Below are 18,258 nucleotides of genomic sequence, written 5' to 3'. Positions count from 1 at the left end.
AAAATCAGAGTTTTTCAACACTATCGGCCGGGCCTCATCGTCAGCTAACGCAATCTGCCGCTTTCCGGCTGACCGTATTCCTCGATGAAGTCCGCCATCACGGTGCTCCAAGCTTCCTGTCCACAACATCGTCTAAGTGTTCCAGGAGGATCGTCAGCAGATTGTTGTTGCCGAAACGCCATTCGCTGGTCAGATCGCGAAGCCGTTGGTATTCTGCTTCGGACATGCCGAGGATGTGTCGCAAACTCTGGAATCTAGTTGACGCGCATGCTCCCAGGTCTGCTACGAACCCAGAACGAACGTGTCTGGAAACTCAGACCGATGTTCCAGCCACTGTCTTGCCAAGCGTTGGGTCGAACAGTCCTCCCCCTAAGTGCAAGTGCCCCCAGTTCATGATCCCCAACAAGGTTGGCTCTAACGCTCGCCCCCGGTCGGTAAGCATGTAACGATAGCGCACTGGCCTGACCTGATAGGCCACCCGCTCCACAAGCCCCCACTCCATCAACCGCTTTAGTCGTTGAGACAGAAGGTTTGGGGGCAGGTGTTCCTCACTGTTCTGCAATTCCTGGAATGTATGTTTTCCGTGCCACAACAGGTCTCGCACCACCAGCAGGGTCCATTTGTCACCAAGGATCTCAAGGCTGCGCGCAATCGAGCATCGGGAACGAAACTCATGCTCTGTTTGGGTCATTCCGTCCTCATGTTAGCTGTCAATTTGTTGAACTTAGCGCAGTTACTTAAAAAATGGAAGTTTGACTCAGTATGTGACTTAACTTATGGAAGCCACTGGTGATGACAGTCCGCGAAAGGCTCCAAAATGACCACCATCGGCAATACCCCACTCATCAAACTGTCCCATCTGACAGGACCCGATCACGCCGACATCTATGTGAAGTGGGAAGGGGCCAACCCAACGGGCAGCATGAAAGACCGCATGGCCTTGTCGATGATCGAAGGGGCCGAACGGCGCGGAGAGTTGAAGCCCGGTGGGCGCGTTGTCGAGTACACTGGTGGCAGCACCGGAAGCTCGCTGGCGATGGTCTGTGCCACTCGCGGGTATAAGGCCTACTTTGTGTCTTCAAACGGGTTCTCCGAGGAAAAGCTACAAACGATGAGAGCGTTCGGCGCGGAAGTGGAAATTGTTCACGCCGAGGGCGGCGTGCTGACTGCGGATGTACTCGACCGGATGATTGTGCGCGCAAAAGAACTGGCCGGGGAACCGGGCACGTTTTGGCCGGATCAGGTGAACAACATAGATAACAAGCTGGGGTATCACGACATGGCTCAGGAAATTCTGAGCCAAGTAAACACTCCCGTACATGCCTTCGTCATGGCTGCGGGCGGTGGCGGTTGCATTTCGGGCAATGCCGAGGTCTTGAAGACGCACAATCCCAACACCGAAGTTGTCGCCGTGGAGCCCTACTACGTGCGCAACCTCTCAGGAGGTGACACCAGAGGTACGCACAAGCTCGAGGGGATAGGCTTATCCTTCGTGCCGAAGATCCTGCGCAGGGACCTCATCGATGATGTAATTCCAGTGAAGGATGAAGACGCCTATTGGGGGGCCCGGGCGCTCGCTGGCCAGGAAGGTTTGCTTGGCGGTGTGACGTCAGGTGCAAACATCTGGGCGGCCCTGAAAAAGGCCAAGGAACTTGGACCGGGCAAAACCGTAGTGACCGTGATCATCGACACCGGTCTGCGCTACTTGAACGGAGACTTGCATCGGTAGTGGATCTCAAACACGAATTGTCGATGCCAGCTTTGTTCGCGCTGCTGACCTTGCGGTGATCCTACCTTTCGTGCCTGCAGCGAATGTCTGAATTTCGGGCAGCGACCGTAGAGTATGGGGTTGCGCTGAGAGATTGGTTTGGGCCGTCCTCGATGGCTCCACAGATCTCTCTTAATTCAGATGCTGCTCCGCCTTCGATGACCGCCCAGAGCCCAGTTTGACAGATACCGCACTCTGCACGAATGCCAGCTTTTCAAAAGTCGCTATTGACTTAGAGTGGCTCTAACTCGCTACCCAGAGATCAGAGGAACATTTGCGAAGATGAGAATTGCTGAAGCGGCGGAAGCCTGTGGGCTATCCGCACATACTATAAGGTTCTACGAGAAGTCGGGAATGCTGCCAGAGATCGAGCGTGGCACCGATGGACATCGTCGGTTTACGCCTCGTTTGGTCGAGTGGCTGACTCTGCTCTATTGGCTGCGCGAAACCGGCATGCCACTCAAGCAAATGCGTCGGTTTGCGACTCTTGCCAAAGCGGGCGATGCAGGTATCGAAGAACGGCGACAAATCCTGTTGGGCCACGCGTCAACGCTAAAAGCCAAACGCACTACTCTCGAAAAATGCGAAAGTATCCTCGCCATCAAGATCGCCAGCTATGGCCCGGACACCAAAGAGGATGACCCATGAAGTTTGCCTACCTGATCGAACCGCCGTTCAACTACATCGATGCAACAGGCCTCGTCACCGGCTGTGACGTTGAACTCGCGCGGTATGTATTGGCGCAACTTGGCATTGCCGGTTTTGAAATGGTAGAAACGGAATTTGCTGAACTCTTGCCCGGGGTCGGGGATGGCCGATGGCGCATGACGACCGGTCTTTTTGGAACGGAAGAACGCAGGAAGAGCGCATTGTTCAGCCGCCCGATCTGGGCGCTACCCGACGGGCTCCTGGTGGCTGGGGGCAATTAGATGGGTTTGAGCGGATATCGATCGGTTGCCGACAATTCTGATATCCGTTTGGCGGTTATCCGGGACCAGTTTCAACATCGCTCGGCGATTGAATTTGGCGTCAGCGCAGAGCGCATCATGATTTTCGAAACATATGCCGAGGCCGCACAAGCTGTTTGTGAAGGCACCGCCGATGCCTATGCCAGCGTGGGTCGAACGCATGGTGGATTTATCGAGCAGAACCCGGAATGGGACCTGGAACTGATCCTTGTGCCAAACTCAGAAAAACCTCCTGCGTTCGGGTCATTCGCGTTTGGTTTGAACGACACAGACCTGCGGAACGAAGTCGATGCAGTTCTTTCGCATTTCCTTGGGACCGATGCCCATCGGAACATGGTCGCTTCTTTTGGTTTCTCGGCTGCCGAAGTTGATATTGTGGCTGCCTGATACGTCGAAAGCTGACCTTGGTCGCGGCGCGCCAAGTCCTGTCTGTCCGCATCGATACTGCCCAAGTGCCTTGCAGCGATCCAGAGTGGCCGAAGCTGCGCGATGCGAGAATGGCGGTTTTTGAGAGTTTCTGCAGAAGTTGCTTGACCTGAAGTAGCTTCAGGTAGGTAGGGACTTGGGCGAGAGGATCAGAACGCATGATGATTTCAGAAGTTGCAGAACGCACCGGACTCAGCGCTTCAACAATTCGTTTCTATGAGAAATCGGGGTTGTGTCCATTCGTCCAACGCGGCGCGGATGGCAAGCGCAAATTCTCGAAGACAGATGCCGATTGGTTAGAGTTACTGGCGTCCCTTCGTTCGACAGGTATGCCTTTGGCAGAAATGCGGGCTTTTGCGGAGCTTTACGCATCCGGCGACGGCAAAGTCCGTGAGCGCAAAGCTGCCCTTTTGGCACATAGCCGCCGCCTGGAAGATCGACAGGCCGATCTGGACCGATGCCGCGTGATCCTAAATCGAAAACTGAAACGCTATGATGAGATATTGAAGGATCAGGCATGAGAATTATCGTAGTCGGAGCAGGTGGTGATATTGGACAAGCTGCCTGCAAGGAGCTTCGGCAAAGGCATGAAATCGTCACAGTGGGACGTTCAAGTGGGGACCATCGGGTCGATTCAAGTGACTTAAACGCGGTGAAATCACTGTATGAAAGCCTCGGCAATTTCGATGCTGTGGTGTCCTGTGCAGGCGACGCGACCTTTGCCCCGTTGGCGCAGATGACCCAAGTGACCTTCATGGTGGGTCTTCAGCAAAAGGTTATGGCGCAAGTGAACCTTGTCCTGGCTGGGCTGGACGTCATTTCAGATGCAGGTTCCTTCACTCTGACAAGCGGTGTTCTTGATCGCGATCCGATCAGAATGGGTTCAAATGCGGCAACCGCTAACGGAGCATTGGCAGGCTTCGTAAAGAGCGCTGCAATCGAGATGCCGCGCGGGTTGAGAGTCAATGTTGTCAGTCCGGGCATGTTGGACGTGTCCGCGCCACGTTACGGCGCATGGTTTCACGGCCACAAACCGGTTTCATCCCATCATGTTGGATTGGCATATGCGAAATGTGTCGAGGGTGCTCTCACAGGGCAGGTGGTGATCGTTGACTAGAAACCCGTCGTGCGACCGGACGTTGGTGCAACCGCAGCGAAATAGGACTCTCGTCCGCGACTCGTAAATTGGGTGTCCGAAAATTGCTGCGCAGTCGATGAATGGCCGGTCTCCGCGCTGCACCGCGGCGCCGAAATTTCCGTCCCTGCGGCATACAGGTGCTGTGAGCGCGCGCAACACGAAATCGCTCAGAGTGTCATTTCGCCCCGTCCCGCAATGGCGTCATTGTTTTCTTAGCGTTGGATTCCACACTCTTCCGCAATTGACCCCTACAACTTTGCCCTCAGACTGAAGACGCTCAGCGGTCTCGCACCATATGAATACATCTGCAAAATCTGGACATCAAAACCAGATCGATCCATCCTAAATCCAATCCACCAGATGCCGAAACTGAACACCTAACCCCGGCCGATGTCTACTTCGGACGCGGGCAGACCATACTAAGACAACGAGGAAGGACCAAACAAAAGACAATCGAAACCCGGCGCTTGCTCCACCTCGAATCCGCCGCATAATCAAAACAACCAGGTGAGCCTGATCCTCTCTTAGTTCAGGCGGCCAACTGTCCCAAATTCCCTGACGACAGGCAGCATGTCGCACTTTACGCAACTGGCGACATTTGAAGACGGTCGCTACGAAATGCGATTCTGTGGCGCATTACTGAAATCGACCCAAGAAAACCGCTGGGTCGATTTAGCCGAGATTTCAGATTGATGCAGTGAAACCTGGCAGTCCAGCGTTTTGGCAAAACACCTGCGTGCAGCGGAGCGGTTCCTGCGATTGGACAGCGTGCTCATATTCTCTGTCAGCATGATTATTTTACTATCAGGAAAGCTTGGTGCTATTGTGGTCCGAATTGGATGGGCTATTGCGCCGCGCCTGGTTGCAGAACCGGTTTGGACAAGTGTAGCAAGACGTTGAAAGAGTGAAATTGAAAAAAAAAGACAAAGACATGGCGATAAATCTGAGTCAGGACCCGCATTCGGTTCGTTCGGGTGACAGGGAAAAAGTTCTCGAAGTCGCCATTGGTCGCGAGGTTCGAGCGTTTCGTAAACAGCAGAACATCACGGTTGCAGACCTGGCTCAGCTAACTGGGTTGTCAATCGGCATGTTGTCGAAGATCGAAAACGGCAACACGTCACCTTCTCTGACAACCCTGCAATTGCTGGCGGATGCGCTCTCGGTTCCTCTGACTAGCTTTTTCCGTCAGTTTGAAGAACGCCGCGAGGCGGTTCATACGAAAGCTGGTGAAGGGGTCGAACTGGAGCGCGAGGGAACTCGCGCCAACCATCAGTACAACCTGCTTGGGCATATCGGCGCCAATGGATCAGGTGTAATCGTGGAACCTTACCTGATCACACTGACTGCTGAATCCGATGTGTTCCCAACGTTCCAACATGGCGGAATTGAGACGATTTACATGCTTGAAGGCGAGGTAGACTATCGCCACGGGGACCAGATTTATCCCCTGAAGCCCGGCGATACCCTGTTCTTTGACGCCGACGCACCCCACGGCCCGGAACGGTTGGTCAATCTGCCGGCACGCTATCTTTCAGTGATCAGCTATCCGCAGACAAACTGATCGGCTTGCGCAGCAGGAAATCTGTGGGTCTGTCATACCCCTCATGGCTGCCCGTGCTGACAATCGTGAACCCAAGCCTGGAAAATATGCGATGGTTTTCAGTGAGCTCCACGCGCGTTTGCAGTTCCAGCGCGGGCAGGCCAAGCTGCGCTGCGCGGATTGCAGCATGATCCACCAAGGACCGGCAAATACCCTGTCCTCGCAATCCGTCCTTCACTGCCAGCTTTCCAAGGTACAAGCTGTCGGGCTTGGGCGTTAGAAACATGCAGGCGAAAAGCGGTCGGCCGATGGCCCAGATTTCTCCGCCACTTTGACAATGCGCAAGCATTCCGTCCACGTTCAGACGATGGATGGACGACGGAGGGTCGATCCGAGCATCCATGTACCGAAAGGACTCGCGCAGCAGCGCCAGAGCGTCATACAGAGCGAAGTCATCGCTCGGGATGAGCCACGGTGTTCTGTCTGGATCAGTCATAACAGCCAAGACACCTGACATTGCCGGTTTACTTTGACAAGGGGGGTTCCGTTTCCAGATCCGGCCAGATCCCGGGCGAGGTGGGCAACCCGTCGTCGAACTGGCTGAGATAGTCCAGCATCAGCGGCCGGTTGTCGATGAACCCTTTGTAGGTTGCCAGTTCCACTGGCAGATCACGAACAACACGATGCAGGCGACGACCCCATTTCGGTACAGTCATCAGATCCTGAAAACTACACAGATAACAGCGGATTGGGAATAACAGCGCGTTTGAACGCGGTAGTCGGAAGAATGTCTGCAACTCGACCCGAAGATGTTGTTTTTGGCCAATATTCTCCGGTGTCAGTGTGGTTTTCTGAATACCCCATTTATGGTAGTTCTCCGGGCTGGTATCCAAAAGCGGGTTGACCGTCATGGTCCAGTTCAGGCGGCGTGCGGGTGCGCCCTGCTGAATGCTCAGCAAGAATTTCAGCGCACGCTGAAAGATACCCATCTCGTGGGCCAGTGGTACCGGGGCGTGCCATTCGAAAAAGTTCATGCCAATGTCGAAATCCAGGCTCCAGTCGGCCTGGGTGGTCACCATTCCGGCATCCATCCACAGCATGTCGTCACGTTGATCAAGCACCGCATAGTCACCCTGGGCCTGACGGGTGATATATTCCATCGGCCCGCAGGGCAGGGTGGTTTCATCCATGAAGGTAAAGCTGTGATCAATCCCCAATGGTTTGTTGATCCAGCGCCACTGGTTGCCGTTGCGGTGCAGTTCAAACAGATCCGGGTAATCCTCGGACTTGCAAACCATAATCAGTTCCAGAATGTCCCAACCCGCCAATGTCATGTGTGGCAAAGACTGGCAACGCAGCGGGTCCTGATCCAGAACGATGGCGCGGTCTTTCATTTCCGAAACGTAATGTTCGTCCACATCGAACCGCTTTTCATAGACTGACCCTTCGGGCCCGCCGCGATGCTGTTCCATGTTGACCGAATACATGTAGCTGTCTTCGTGGAACGGAAACGGAAAGCGTTTTATCGCCCAGTCCGAGTTATGAAACGTATAATCGTCGCGGAAGGACTCGTCGTTGAATTGAATGGTCATGTTGGGCCTCCTCTCAGCGGTCCAGCACGAGGGACTTGCCCTCGAAACGCGATACACAGGGCATGATTTTCTTGCCCGCTGCCTTTTCCTCATCGGTCAGCCAGTGGTCGCGGTGAACGAAATTGCCATCATGATCCAGCACAACGGTTTCGCATTGGCCACAGGCCCCGCCGCGGCACAGATACGGAGCATCCACCCCTTCACGTTCGATCGCCTCCAGCAGGCTTTCATTCTCGCCCACATGAATAACCTTGTCCGATGTGGCCAACCGCACTTCGAACGGTTTGCCGGGTCGCGGTGCCAGAAACTCTTCGTAATGGACGCAATCCTCGGGCCAGCCCTCGGCAGCAGCGGTGTTGCGCACCCAATCAATCATGCCCTTGGGACCGCAGACATAAACATGCGTTCCCAAGGGTTGCCCGCTCAGCAGGTTTTTCAGATCAATCTGCTGGTTTTGGTCGTCGTAATACAGATGGGTTTCATTCGGATGCCTGTCTGTCAGTTGCTCGGCATAAGACGCCAATGCCGTGTTGCGGCACGCGTAATGCAGTTCCCAGTGCCCGTGCAGCAGTTCGAGTTGCTTGATCTGCGCCAGAAAGGGCGTGATGCCAATGCCACCGGCCAGAAACAGGTGCTTGCGGGCGCGCAAGTCAAGCGAGAACAGGTTGACCGGGTAGCTGATGGTCATTTCATCACCCAGCTTGACCTGACGGTGCATGAACAAAGAACCGCCCCTGCCTTCATCATCACGGCGGACCGAGATCGTATAGGATGACTGATCAAACGGGTCGGACATCAGGGAATAAGGATTAAGCCGTGTGATACCGCCATCCTTCATTTCGACAACGGTATGCGCCCCGCCGGAAAATGTTGGCAACTGACCGCCGTCGATGCGTTCGAACCGGAACCGCGTCACCAGTTCATTCAGCGGGGTGATTTCGGTCACTTTGACCTGAATTTTCTCGGCACCGCTCATTCGTAAATCCCTTTCGGCTCGGGCACGTTGCCATGATCTTCGGCGTCGACGCGGACACCCTGATAGGCGGCAAGCCGGCGGGAGTAGTGATCGCGCACGAACAGATTCAGCCCGCAATGCGAGCAGACAAATGGATCAACCTCGACATCTTCGGTGATGCCTTTGCAGTGCACACATTGCATCCGGCGTGCAACTGAACCGCGATGCTCGGTCTGTATTGCCGTGTGTGGCAGGCCGACTGCTGTCACCTCGTTCATGGCCTGGCCCATCATGCCCTCAGTACCGCTCAGATAGACCTGCAGTCCCATATGCGCGTCCTCCAGTACGCGGCGGATGCGTTGCAGCGCGGCCGCATAGGAAGGTCCTTCGTAGAACTGCGCGGGGTTCAGCGCCTGCAACCTTTCCGAGTAGTCCGTCCCTTTGGGGATATAGATCAGGTGCGTTTTGGCCATCAGATCAGGCGTCGCGATGTCGAGAACGGCTTCTGCGCCTTCGGCTTCGGCGATCATGAGATGATGGTCACCCTTGCGAGCTTCCAGCGTGCCCCAGATCGGTCGGCTTGTGATTGACTTGGGAAATTCGAACTTTGACATTGTACCCTCAAATAGGAAAAGGGCGCCACGGTATGCCCGTTGCGCCCCCTGAAACTCAGCCCTTTGCGGTTCTGATCGATTTATCCTGATCGTAGAACGGCATCTCTTCCGCAGTCGCCGCTATTTCCGTTCCATCTCCGTTGCGCACCGTCAGCTTGGTTCCGGGCGATGCGCAGGCAACCGGCATCCGCGCAATACCCACATTGTGCCCGTTGATTTCGGAATACATGCCAAAGGTGACAACACCCACCTTTTCGCCGTTTTGCAGCAGGTCCGCGCCTTCGTTCGCTGGTGTCGTGCCGTCCAACTTGACGCCATAGATCTTGAACCGTTCCTTGCCTTCCGAGGCATAATGGTTCTCGGCGCCGATAAAGCCGGTCTTTCCGGGCGAGACAGTGAAATCCAGACCTAGTTCCCACAGCGTATCGCCACATGTCTCACCATCGAACGGATAGGTTTCCGAATTATCGCCCGGATAGAACAGCAGGTAGCTTTCGGTGCGCAGCAGATCGAGTGTCGAGAACTGGACTGGTACGATGCCCATGTCCTTGCCGTCAGCCAGAATGCTGTCCCACAGATGCACAGCATGTTTGGCCTGACAGAAAATCTCGTACCCACGCTCACCGGTATACCCGGTCCGCGAAACCATCACCGGGCACCCATAAAGCTTGGTCTGCATGATGCCGAAATAAGCCAGGTCACGAATGCCGGGGATATGCTTTGCCAGGAAATCAACGGCGACCGGCCCTTGCAGCGACATATCGTGCATGTCGTCGTCAAAAATGACCGAGCAGTTCTTGCCTGCCGCCACGGATGTCAGCTGCTCCATACCTGTTCCGGTGCCATGCACCACCAACCACGTGTTCACCGACAGACGATAGATGATGCAGTCATCAACAAACTTGCCTTCAGCATTCAGGATCGAGGCATAGGTCGATCGGCCCGGCATGATCTTTTCCACGTTACGAGTGGTAACACGGTCAATCACGTAAGCGGCATCCTCGCCAACCACATGAACCTTTTTCAGACCGGACACATCCATAAGACCAGCTTTGGTGCGGATGGCTTCGTAGTCCGCTTTGGCACGTTCAGGGCTGTGGTCATAGAACCAAGCGGTCCCCATTCCGTTCCAGTCCTCAAGCTCGCCGCCGATCTCGGCATGGCGCTGCGCAAGGGCCGACGTCCTCCAAAGAATGGCCATGGTTCAGGTCTCCCGTTGATCGTTTTTGTTGGCCACATTGAGGCCGATGTTGGATTGAAAATCAACACCTGAGTGCAGAATTTTTTCCTGTTGGGAATATTTGCCTGCAATTTTTGCACCCTGGAAACATCCCTGAGAGCGAAATTTGTTAATTATTTATCATATGCTTAGGTCCGTTTTTGATGCATCAAAGCGCAAGTCACGGACAGGCCTAAAAGGTGTTTGCCCCACATATCTATTGACAGGTCGCAAATGAAAATGTCCTCTGAGTAGATAAATATTCCCAGCAGGAAATTCTGCGCGGGCGGACCTCCTGCTGCAACAACAGGGAGACTACGAAGTGGATGGTAATCTAAACGCACTCACAACGGTCTTTACCGAGTTTTATTACTGGGTAACGGTCGTCTTCATGTTCCTCATCCATGTGGGCTTTTGCATGTACGAGGTCGGCGCCAGCCGAGCGCGTAACCACATGCACACATTGATGAAAAACATCATGATCATCCCGCTGGTGACGGTCACGTTCTTCTTCTTCGGATGGTGGATCTATTGGGCCTTTCCGAACTTTCCGTTCTGGGGCGGTCTGGATGCAGAAGCGGGTGCCGCGAATCTGCCTTGGGCCGACACAATGGCCACCAACCTTGGCGACAGAATCACAGGGGTCTTCTGGGCCGCATTCCTGCTGTTTTCGTGGACCGCGGCCTCGATCGTTTCCGGCTCGGTGATCGAGCGGATCAGATCTTCGGCCCTTTGGGTACATGCGGTGCTGATCGGGTCGGTCTTTTGGATCATCGATGCCGCATGGGGTTGGCACTATGCCGGCTGGATGGTGCGTGTTCTGGGGTATCATGATGCCTATGCATCCGGCGTTATTCACGCGATCGCCGGGGGGTATGCGCTTGGTGTGATCATGGTTCTGGGTCCACGCCTTGGCAAGTTTGCTAAGGACGGAACTCCTCGGGATATTCCACCTCACAATCCGTGGATGCTGACGATCGGGATTTTCCTGATCTACACCGGTTTCTGGGGTTTCTACGCTGCCTGCAACGTTCCGGTGATCTCTCCCGAGGCGATTGACGGGCAGATCACTGGTGTGACCTGGACCGCAACAAACATCTATCTGGCTCCGACGACTCTCTCGGCGATCACCTTCAATTTCCTGATGTCTCTGTCTGGTGGATTGATGGCGGCGTATGTGGTTTCAAAAGGCGATGCCTTCTGGACGTTCTCTGGCGGGCTGGCCGGTGTTATCACCGCATCCGCAGGGAATGACCTGTACCACCCGATCCAGGCGATGATCATCGGCGCGATCGGTGTCGTGATTGTCTACAAGCTGCACTACTGGGTCGAACGCCGGTTCAAGCTGGATGATGCTGTCGGGGCGGTTGCAGTGCACGGGTACTCAGGTGTCATTGGCCTCATCATTGCTGGGTTTGTCCTGTGGGGTGTCCCGTCTTCGCCTTACGAAGGATATGCGACGATCAATCCGGTCGGACAGGTCACCGGTGCAGTCATAATGTTCTTTGTGCTGGGTTTCATGCCCGGTTGGATCGTGGCCAAGTTGCAAGCTGCTGCCGGTGTTCTTCGCATACCGGAAGAGGTTGAGCTTCAGGGCCTCGATTACGCCGAACACCATGCCTACGAAGATGCCAAAGCAGCGATCATCGCGGCTGACAAAGAAGAGCTGGCCGCCCGCGGCGCAGCCGCGAAATAGAGGAGAACGTTATGTCTACAATCGGATATACAAGTTGGGCCGTTGATCTTGCCGAAGTCGGCCCGGTCTATCCCTTCCAGGGGTACGAAATTCTGATGGTCATCATCGGCGTCGTCTTCTGGATCGGCTGGCACCGTATCCAATTTGTCCGCGAGGGCGAGCATCTTGAAAAAGCCCGCCACGCAGGAGACGAAGACAGAGTAAAAGCACAGCTGGATCGTTATTGATCCGGTTTTGAGAACCGGCAATGGGCGCAAGATCAATGAATGCGTCCATTGCCTGACAGGAAAAAAACTTTCCTACCGTTATTGATATCCTGCAGAATAATTGGTACCGTCGAATCATAACGAAACACACAAGGAGATCTGCCAGCCATGTGCGGAATTGTTGGATTATTCCTCAAAGATCAGTCCCTTGCTCCTCAACTGGGCAATATGCTGACAGACATGCTGATCACGATGACAGATCGTGGCCCCGACAGTGCCGGTATTGCGATTTATGGCGCAGAATCGGCGGGTGAAACCAAGATTACGGTTCAGTCCCCCAACCCCGAAACCGATTTTGTCGACCTTGCGGACGAGTTGGGCAAAAGCCTGGGCACATCCGTTGGTCAAAGAAACAACGACACACATGCCGTTTTGGAAGTTCCTGCCGGTCAGTTCGAAGCTGCACGCGCCGTGCTGGCCGAAATCCGCCCGTCGGTCCGGGTGATGAGCCGTGGCGACAGCCTTGAAATCTACAAGGAAGTCGGCCTGCCGAAGGATGTTGCCGAGCGTTTTGACCTCAGCGGAATGAGCGGCACGCACGGCATCGGACACACCCGCATGGCGACGGAATCTGCGGTGACCACAATGGGTGCCCACCCGTTCAATACAGGGTCCGACCAATGTCTGGTCCATAACGGGTCGCTTTCCAACCACAACTCGTTGCGCCGCAAGCTGCGCCGCGCGGGTGTAACGATCCAGACAGAGAACGACACCGAAGTTGGCGCAGCCTACCTGACCTGGAAGATGATGAATGGTGCCACCTTGGGCGAGGCTCTGGAATCCAGCATTGATGATCTGGACGGTTTCTTCACTTTTGTCGTGGGAACCAAGGACGGCTTTGGCGTCGTGCGTGATCCGATCGCGTGCAAACCAGCCGTGATGGCTGAAACCGATCAGTATGTGGCTTTTGGCAGCGAGTATCGCGCCCTGGTGAACCTGCCCGGCATCGAAGATGCCCGAGTTTGGGAACCTGAACCGTCCACCGTTTATTTCTGGTCGCACAACGACAGCCCTACAACCCACGAAAAGGCCGCCTGATATGCAGACCTATGATCTAGAGGCAGACGGGCTGCGCGGGTTGAACTCTTGCTTGCAGGCACAAAATTCTGAGACCAACCAGACCCGTTGGGAAATTGTAAATCCCAAGGGCAGCCATGCAATTGCCGTTGGGCTGGATGCGCCGATCGAAGTGACGGTCAAGGGATCGACCGGGTATTACTGCGCGGGGATGAACCAGCAGGCAACTATCAAGGTAGAAGGGTCCGTCGGGCCGGGTGTTGCAGAGAACATGATGTCCGGTCAGGTCATCGTCGATGGTGACGCCAGCCAATATGCCGGCGCGACCGGCCATGGCGGATTGCTGGTGATCAAGGGCAATGCAAGCTCGCGCTGCGGCATTTCGATGAAAGGCATCGACATCGTCGTGCACGGCAATATCGGCCACATGTCCGCCTTCATGGCGCAAGCCGGAAACCTGGTGGTCTGCGGAAACGCAGGCGATGCGCTGGGGGATTCACTCTACGAGGCGCGGCTGTTCGTGCGCGGCTCGGTCAAAAGTCTTGGTGCCGATTGTATCGAGAAGGAAATGCGTCCCGAACATCTGGAGATACTGAAAGACCTGCTGGACCGGGCGGGCTGTGATGCCAAACCGGAAGAGTTCAAACGCTACGGCTCGGCTCGGCAGCTGTACAATTTCGACATCGACAACGCCGCCGCATACTGAGGAAGAAGGGTATGAAAGATATGGACGATCAGATCCCCCGCACCCTGCCGATCCAGTCGGCGACGTTCTCCAACCCCATCAATGCCGAGATCCGACGCGCTGCTGCGACCGGCATCTACGATATTCGCGGTGGCGGAGCCAAGCGCAGGGTCCCTCATTTCGACGATCTGCTGTTTTTGGGCGCATCCATCTCGCGCTATCCGCTGGAAGGATATCGCGAACGCTGCGATACCTCGGTAACGCTAGGCACACGTTTTGCGAAAAATCCGATCAAGTTGGACATTCCGATCACCATCGCGGGTATGAGTTTCGGCGCGTTGTCTGGTCCTGCCAAAGAGGCTTTGGGCCGTGGCGCATCTGCTGCGGGCACGTCGACCACAACCGGTGATGGCGGCATGACCCCGGAAGAACGGGGTCATTCATCCAAGCTGGTCTACCAGTATCTGCCCTCGCGCTACGGCATGAACCCGAATGATTTGCGTAAGGCGGATGCGATTGAAGTCGTGGTCGGGCAAGGCGCTAAACCCGGCGGTGGCGGGATGCTTCTGGGTCAGAAGATCAGCGACCGTGTGGCCGAAATGCGGACCCTGCCCAAAGGCATCGACCAGCGTTCGGCCTGTCGCCATCCGGACTGGACCGGGCCGGACGATCTGGAGATCAAGATCCTTGAGTTGCGCGAAATCACCGGTTGGCAGGTGCCGATCTATGTCAAGGTCGGCGCGACGCGCCCCTATTATGATACTGCACTGGCGGTAAAGGCCGGGGCTGATGTCGTGGTCATGGACGGGATGCAGGGTGGCACAGCTGCCACGCAGGATGTGTTCATCGAACATGTTGGCTTGCCCACACTGGCCTGTATCCGCCCCGCCGTGCAGGCGTTGCAGGATCTAGGTGTGCATCGTGAAGTTCAGTTGGTCATTTCGGGTGGCATACGAACAGGTGCAGATGTGGCCAAAGCATTGGCGCTTGGGGCCGATGCGGTCGCCATTGGCACCGCCGCTCTGGTGGCCCTTGGCGACAACGATCCCAAATGGGAATCCGAGTATCAGAAACTGGGCACGACCACAGGGGCCTATGATGACTGGCACGAAGGGCGCGACCCCGCTGGCATCACAACGCAGGACCCAGAGCTTGCCGCGCGCTTGAACCCCGTCGAAGCGGGTCGCAGGCTGCGCAACTACCTGAAGGTCATGACGTTAGAGGCGCAGACCATTGCGCGCGCCTGCGGTCACAACCACCTGCACAACCTCGAGCCGGAGGACCTGTGTGCCCTGACCATGGAGGCCGCCGCGATGGCGCGGGTGCCCTTAGCGGGAACCAGTTGGTACCCGGGCAAGGAAGGGTTCTGAACATATGCGACGCGGCCTCCTGAATGGGGGCCGCGTTCTTGCTTTGAAAACCGAAAATTCAACAGGGAAAGGAAAGCAATCGTGACGACAGATCTCGCAGCTTTCGCAAAAGAAAAAGGCGTCAAATACTTCATGATCTCGTTCACCGATCTGTTTGGTGGACAGCGGGCCAAACTGGTGCCAGCGCAAGCCATTGCCGAGATGCAGGAAGATGGCGCTGGTTTTGCCGGGTTTGCCACCTGGCTGGATATGACCCCTGCGCATCCTGACATGCTGGCGGTGCCGGACCCGTCATCGGTGATCCAGCTGCCATGGAAGCCAGAGGTGGCATGGGTTGCGGGCAACTGTGTGATGGAAGGCAAGGACGTCGCGCAAGCCCCGCGCAATGTTCTGCGCCGCCTGATTGGCGAAGCGGCAAGCGAGGGCATGCATGTCAAAACCGGGATCGAGGCCGAGTTCTTTTTGATGACCCCGGATGGCGAACAGATCAGTGATCCGTTTGATACAGCCGAAAAGCCCTGTTATGACCAACAGGCCGTGATGCGCCGTTATGATGTGGTGCGCGAAATTTGTGACTACATGCTGGACCTGGGCTGGGGTCCGTACCAGAACGACCACGAGGATGCCAACGGCCAGTTCGAGATGAACTGGGAATTTGATGATGTCCTGCGCACAGCAGACAAGCATTCCTTCTTCAAGTTCATGGCAAAATCGATCGCGGAAAAACACGGGCTTCGGGCGACATTCATGCCGAAACCGGTCGAAGGACTGACCGGCAATGGCTGCCACGCCCATATCTCGGTCTGGGATGCGCCGGGTGATGCCGCCAAAACCAATGTATTCGCAGGAGAGGGTGACGGCCCAACCGGCGAGGTTGGTCTGGGAGAACGCGGCAAGCACTTCCTCGGCGGGATCATGAAACACGCCTCGGCACTGGCGGCGATCACCAACCCCACGGTGAACAGCTACAAACGCATCAACGCGCCGCGGACGATATCCGGTGCTACCTGGGCGCCTAACACGGTGACTTGGACCGGCAACAACCGCACGCACATGGTGCGCGTTCCCGGCCCCGGACGTTTCGAATTGCGCTTGCCCGATGGCGCAACCAACCCCTACCTGCTACAGGCCGTCATCATCGCGGCCGGGCTGTCAGGTATCCGGTCCAAGGCCGATCCCGGCAAGCGCTGGGACATCGATATGTATGCCGAAGGCCATAAGGTACGCGGTGCACCGAAACTGCCCCTGAACATGCTTGATGCGCTGCGCGAATACGACAAGGACAAAGAGCTGAAGGCGATGATGGGTTCCGAATTCTCGTCAGCTTTCCTGAAAATGAAGCATCAGGAATGGAACTCTTTTGTTTCCCATTTCTCGCGCTGGGAAAAAGACAACACGCTCGATATCTAAGTCGGATTGCAGGGTTGCATATCGGGGCCGCGCCATAGGCGGCCCTGTTTCTGCGATGGCCACGCGAAGTTAGTCGCTCTTTTCACGCTGTGTGTCACGGGCATCTGCGCCCGCATCCGCCTCCAGCCGCCAGTCAGGTACGTCATTGACCAGCATGAGCGCCGCCCTGCGCAACGTCACGCGCATCCTATCGACAACCGGACCGGACATGCCGCAATCCGCCAGCGCGGCGTCAAACGTCTCCAGCCAAAGCTCGGCATCAGCTTCGCGGATAGGGACATGCGCATGAATTTCGCGCAGGTCCATATGACCAAATCGTTCGCGGTAATAGGCCCGCCCTCCCAGAAAACCGCTGAGAAACTCGAACTGGGCCTGTCTGGTATGGTTTAGCCCATGGCCGCGAAAGTGTAGCCTGTGCAAGGAATAAACTGCCGGATCCGTTTCCATCCGATCATAGAAACGCTCAACCAGACTGCGCAGCCGGCTCTCACCGCCAAGTTGCTCTAATGCAGACGTCATGTGCTGCCTCTTACTGCCTTTGGCTTCAATAATATTGCATAACAGGAAAATAAGTTTAATACCAGTGACAGTTTGACGTATGCATGGTCTCAAGCGGATTGAAACAAAGCCGATGATGGTGATGACAAAATGACTGCTCTGGCGCTTGGCCTGGTCGCGGCACTTTGCTGGGGGATACACGATCTGGCAGTACGTTATGTCAGCCAGTCTGTCAGCGTGATCGCGTCGCTGATGGTCGTGCTGATATCGGGCGCGGTGCTTCAGTTTGGTCTGACGGTGACGCTGGGTACATTTGACTCGATTTCTGGTGCCGCAGTGTTCACCGCTGTCGCCGCGGGCGGGTTTTATCTGTTGGCGGGTATCAGCATGTATGCCGCTTTTCAGCGTGGCCCGGTTCGGTTGGTTGCGCCACTTGTCGCGAGTTACCCGGTCTTGTCCGTGTTGCTGGCCATATGGCGTGGTGCAACTATCAGCCCGCTGCATTGGCTTGCCGTCATTGCGATTGGCATCGGGGTTTCCGTGGTCGCAGCCAAGTCCGAACGGGATGCGGTGGTGTATCCGGCAACAGGCCCAACAATACTGCTGTCGCTGGTTGCGGCCGTCGGCTTCGCGGCGGCCTTTGCCCTAGGACAATATGCAACCGAGCTTAGCAACGAGTACTCGGTCTCGCTGGTCAGCCGATTGGCGGCAATCCTGACTCTGGGGATGGTTGCTGTGGCATCTGGAAAAGCAATTTGGCCCGGACCCCAAGCGATGCCCCTGTTATGTGTGATGGGTGTTCTGGATGCAGTTGCCATCCTTTGCGTGGTCTCAGCGGGTGGTTTGCCCAATGCACAATTTGCCTCGGTCTCGGCATCCGTTTTTGGGTTGTTAACCGTAGTTCTGGCCTGGGCCATATTGAAGGAAAAAATGGCTCTTCAGCAGTGGCTTGGGTGTTGTGTTGCATTTGCAGGTATAGGGTACCTTGCACTCTGAAACGCCCCGCTCCGGCCCCCGTGTTTATCAGGCGGTCAGGCCTTCTGGTTCTGGGAGTTTGTTTGCGCGGCAGCAGGCGGTGAGGGTGTTGGCCAGCAGG

General features: G+C 55.8%; 22 protein-coding genes and 1 pseudogene. 15 read left to right on the top strand and 8 right to left on the bottom strand.

Going from position 1 to position 18,258, the window contains the following annotated elements; translation table 11 throughout:
* Positions 1-97 precede the first annotated feature (97 nt).
* On the bottom strand, positions 98-226 hold the full coding sequence (locus tag ACR0J7_RS10245; RefSeq protein WP_480914124.1) for a hypothetical protein: 129 nt from the start codon (positions 224-226) through the stop codon (positions 98-100).
* 87 nt (positions 227-313) lie between these two features.
* The gene (locus tag ACR0J7_RS10240; RefSeq protein WP_480487944.1) at positions 314-691 is read right to left on the bottom strand and encodes a winged helix-turn-helix transcriptional regulator; all 378 of its coding nucleotides are present in this window, start codon (positions 689-691) and stop codon (positions 314-316) included.
* A 126-nt stretch (positions 692-817) separates the two neighbouring features.
* Here ACR0J7_RS10240 and ACR0J7_RS10235 point away from each other — a divergent pair, with 126 nt between their 5' ends.
* The 8 genes and pseudogenes from ACR0J7_RS10235 to ACR0J7_RS10200 all read left to right on the top strand — a co-directional run bounded on the left by ACR0J7_RS10235 (position 818) and on the right by ACR0J7_RS10200 (position 5,861).
* Positions 818-1,729 (top strand): PLP-dependent cysteine synthase family protein, encoded by a 912-nt coding sequence (locus ACR0J7_RS10235; protein ID WP_480914122.1) that lies wholly within the window; start codon positions 818-820, stop codon positions 1,727-1,729.
* A 321-nt stretch (positions 1,730-2,050) separates the two neighbouring features.
* Positions 2,051-2,416: a MerR family transcriptional regulator gene (locus ACR0J7_RS10230; RefSeq protein ID WP_480914119.1), complete on the top strand. Its 366-nt coding sequence runs from the start codon at positions 2,051-2,053 to the stop codon at positions 2,414-2,416.
* Positions 2,413-2,697, top strand: coding sequence for a transporter substrate-binding domain-containing protein (locus tag ACR0J7_RS10225; protein ID WP_480914117.1), 285 nt, complete (start codon positions 2,413-2,415; stop codon positions 2,695-2,697). Before ACR0J7_RS10230 ends, ACR0J7_RS10225 begins: the two co-directional genes overlap by 4 nt.
* Entirely contained in the window at positions 2,698-3,123 is a 426-nt protein-coding gene (locus ACR0J7_RS10220) for a type 2 periplasmic-binding domain-containing protein (protein ID WP_480914114.1), read from the top strand. It abuts the gene before it with no gap.
* Positions 3,124-3,320: 197 nt separating this feature from the next.
* Positions 3,321-3,683: a MerR family transcriptional regulator gene (locus tag ACR0J7_RS10215; protein WP_480914111.1), complete on the top strand. Its 363-nt coding sequence runs from the start codon at positions 3,321-3,323 to the stop codon at positions 3,681-3,683.
* Positions 3,680-4,279, top strand: a complete 600-nt coding sequence (locus tag ACR0J7_RS10210) for a short chain dehydrogenase (RefSeq protein WP_480545995.1) — start codon at positions 3,680-3,682, stop codon at positions 4,277-4,279. The genes ACR0J7_RS10215 and ACR0J7_RS10210 overlap by 4 nt, the downstream gene beginning before the upstream one ends.
* Before the next feature lie 270 nt (positions 4,280-4,549).
* Positions 4,550-4,681: pseudogene (locus ACR0J7_RS10205) on the top strand (IS481 family transposase); the annotation flags it as partial.
* 550 nt (positions 4,682-5,231) lie between these two features.
* On the top strand, positions 5,232-5,861 hold the full coding sequence (locus tag ACR0J7_RS10200; RefSeq protein ID WP_480483605.1) for a helix-turn-helix domain-containing protein: 630 nt from the start codon (positions 5,232-5,234) through the stop codon (positions 5,859-5,861).
* On the opposite strand, the gene ACR0J7_RS10195 is transcribed toward ACR0J7_RS10200, so the two are convergent.
* The 5 genes from ACR0J7_RS10195 to ACR0J7_RS10175 are packed head-to-tail and all read right to left on the bottom strand — an operon-like array spanning position 5,839 to position 10,202.
* Positions 5,839-6,357 (bottom strand): GNAT family N-acetyltransferase, encoded by a 519-nt coding sequence (locus tag ACR0J7_RS10195; protein WP_480492855.1) that lies wholly within the window; start codon positions 6,355-6,357, stop codon positions 5,839-5,841. The two genes, ACR0J7_RS10200 and ACR0J7_RS10195, sit on opposite strands and share 23 nt — an antisense overlap.
* Positions 6,358-6,364: 7 nt before the next feature.
* Positions 6,365-7,432: a heme-dependent oxidative N-demethylase family protein gene (locus tag ACR0J7_RS10190; RefSeq protein WP_480508327.1), complete on the bottom strand. Its 1,068-nt coding sequence runs from the start codon at positions 7,430-7,432 to the stop codon at positions 6,365-6,367.
* A gap of 13 nt (positions 7,433-7,445) precedes the next feature.
* Entirely contained in the window at positions 7,446-8,408 is a 963-nt protein-coding gene (locus ACR0J7_RS10185; RefSeq protein WP_480508325.1) for a PDR/VanB family oxidoreductase, read from the bottom strand.
* Positions 8,405-9,001, bottom strand: a complete 597-nt coding sequence (locus ACR0J7_RS10180; protein WP_480487939.1) for a dimethylamine monooxygenase subunit DmmA family protein — start codon at positions 8,999-9,001, stop codon at positions 8,405-8,407. The genes ACR0J7_RS10185 and ACR0J7_RS10180 overlap by 4 nt, the downstream gene beginning before the upstream one ends.
* Before the next feature lie 55 nt (positions 9,002-9,056).
* Complete coding sequence (locus tag ACR0J7_RS10175) at positions 9,057-10,202, bottom strand: aminomethyl transferase family protein (protein WP_480508321.1); 1,146 nt, start codon at positions 10,200-10,202, stop codon at positions 9,057-9,059.
* Positions 10,203-10,542: 340 nt separating this feature from the next.
* Between ACR0J7_RS10175 and ACR0J7_RS10170 the strand changes: the two genes are divergently transcribed.
* From ACR0J7_RS10170 to glnT, 6 genes are all read left to right on the top strand, one after another.
* A complete protein-coding gene (locus ACR0J7_RS10170) occupies positions 10,543-11,916 on the top strand; it encodes an ammonium transporter (RefSeq protein WP_480483611.1) in 1,374 nt (457 codons plus the stop codon).
* Between the two features lie 11 nt (positions 11,917-11,927).
* Positions 11,928-12,143, top strand: coding sequence for a hypothetical protein (locus ACR0J7_RS10165; RefSeq protein WP_480483612.1), 216 nt, complete (start codon positions 11,928-11,930; stop codon positions 12,141-12,143).
* Positions 12,144-12,290: 147 nt separating this feature from the next.
* Positions 12,291-13,220, top strand: coding sequence for a class II glutamine amidotransferase (locus ACR0J7_RS10160; RefSeq protein ID WP_480914109.1), 930 nt, complete (start codon positions 12,291-12,293; stop codon positions 13,218-13,220).
* Position 13,221: 1 nt separating this feature from the next.
* Positions 13,222-13,905, top strand: coding sequence for a protein GlxC (locus tag ACR0J7_RS10155; protein WP_480483614.1), 684 nt, complete (start codon positions 13,222-13,224; stop codon positions 13,903-13,905).
* Between the two features lie 20 nt (positions 13,906-13,925).
* Positions 13,926-15,254 (top strand): FMN-binding glutamate synthase family protein, encoded by a 1,329-nt coding sequence (locus ACR0J7_RS10150; protein WP_480483619.1) that lies wholly within the window; start codon positions 13,926-13,928, stop codon positions 15,252-15,254.
* Positions 15,255-15,335: 81 nt separating this feature from the next.
* A complete protein-coding gene (gene glnT, locus ACR0J7_RS10145) occupies positions 15,336-16,664 on the top strand; it encodes a type III glutamate--ammonia ligase (RefSeq protein ID WP_480483615.1) in 1,329 nt (442 codons plus the stop codon).
* Between the two features lie 69 nt (positions 16,665-16,733).
* Here glnT and ACR0J7_RS10140 read toward each other — a convergent pair whose 3' ends face one another.
* Complete coding sequence (locus ACR0J7_RS10140) at positions 16,734-17,183, bottom strand: group II truncated hemoglobin (protein WP_480478526.1); 450 nt, start codon at positions 17,181-17,183, stop codon at positions 16,734-16,736.
* Positions 17,184-17,312: 129 nt separating this feature from the next.
* Here ACR0J7_RS10140 and ACR0J7_RS10135 point away from each other — a divergent pair, with 129 nt between their 5' ends.
* Entirely contained in the window at positions 17,313-18,158 is an 846-nt protein-coding gene (locus ACR0J7_RS10135) for an EamA family transporter (protein ID WP_480483616.1), read from the top strand.
* Positions 18,159-18,258: the final 100 nt, after the last annotated feature.

This window comes from Ruegeria sp. O4 (assembly GCF_056535125.1).
This window is presented reverse-complemented; position numbering and strand designations above follow the sequence as displayed.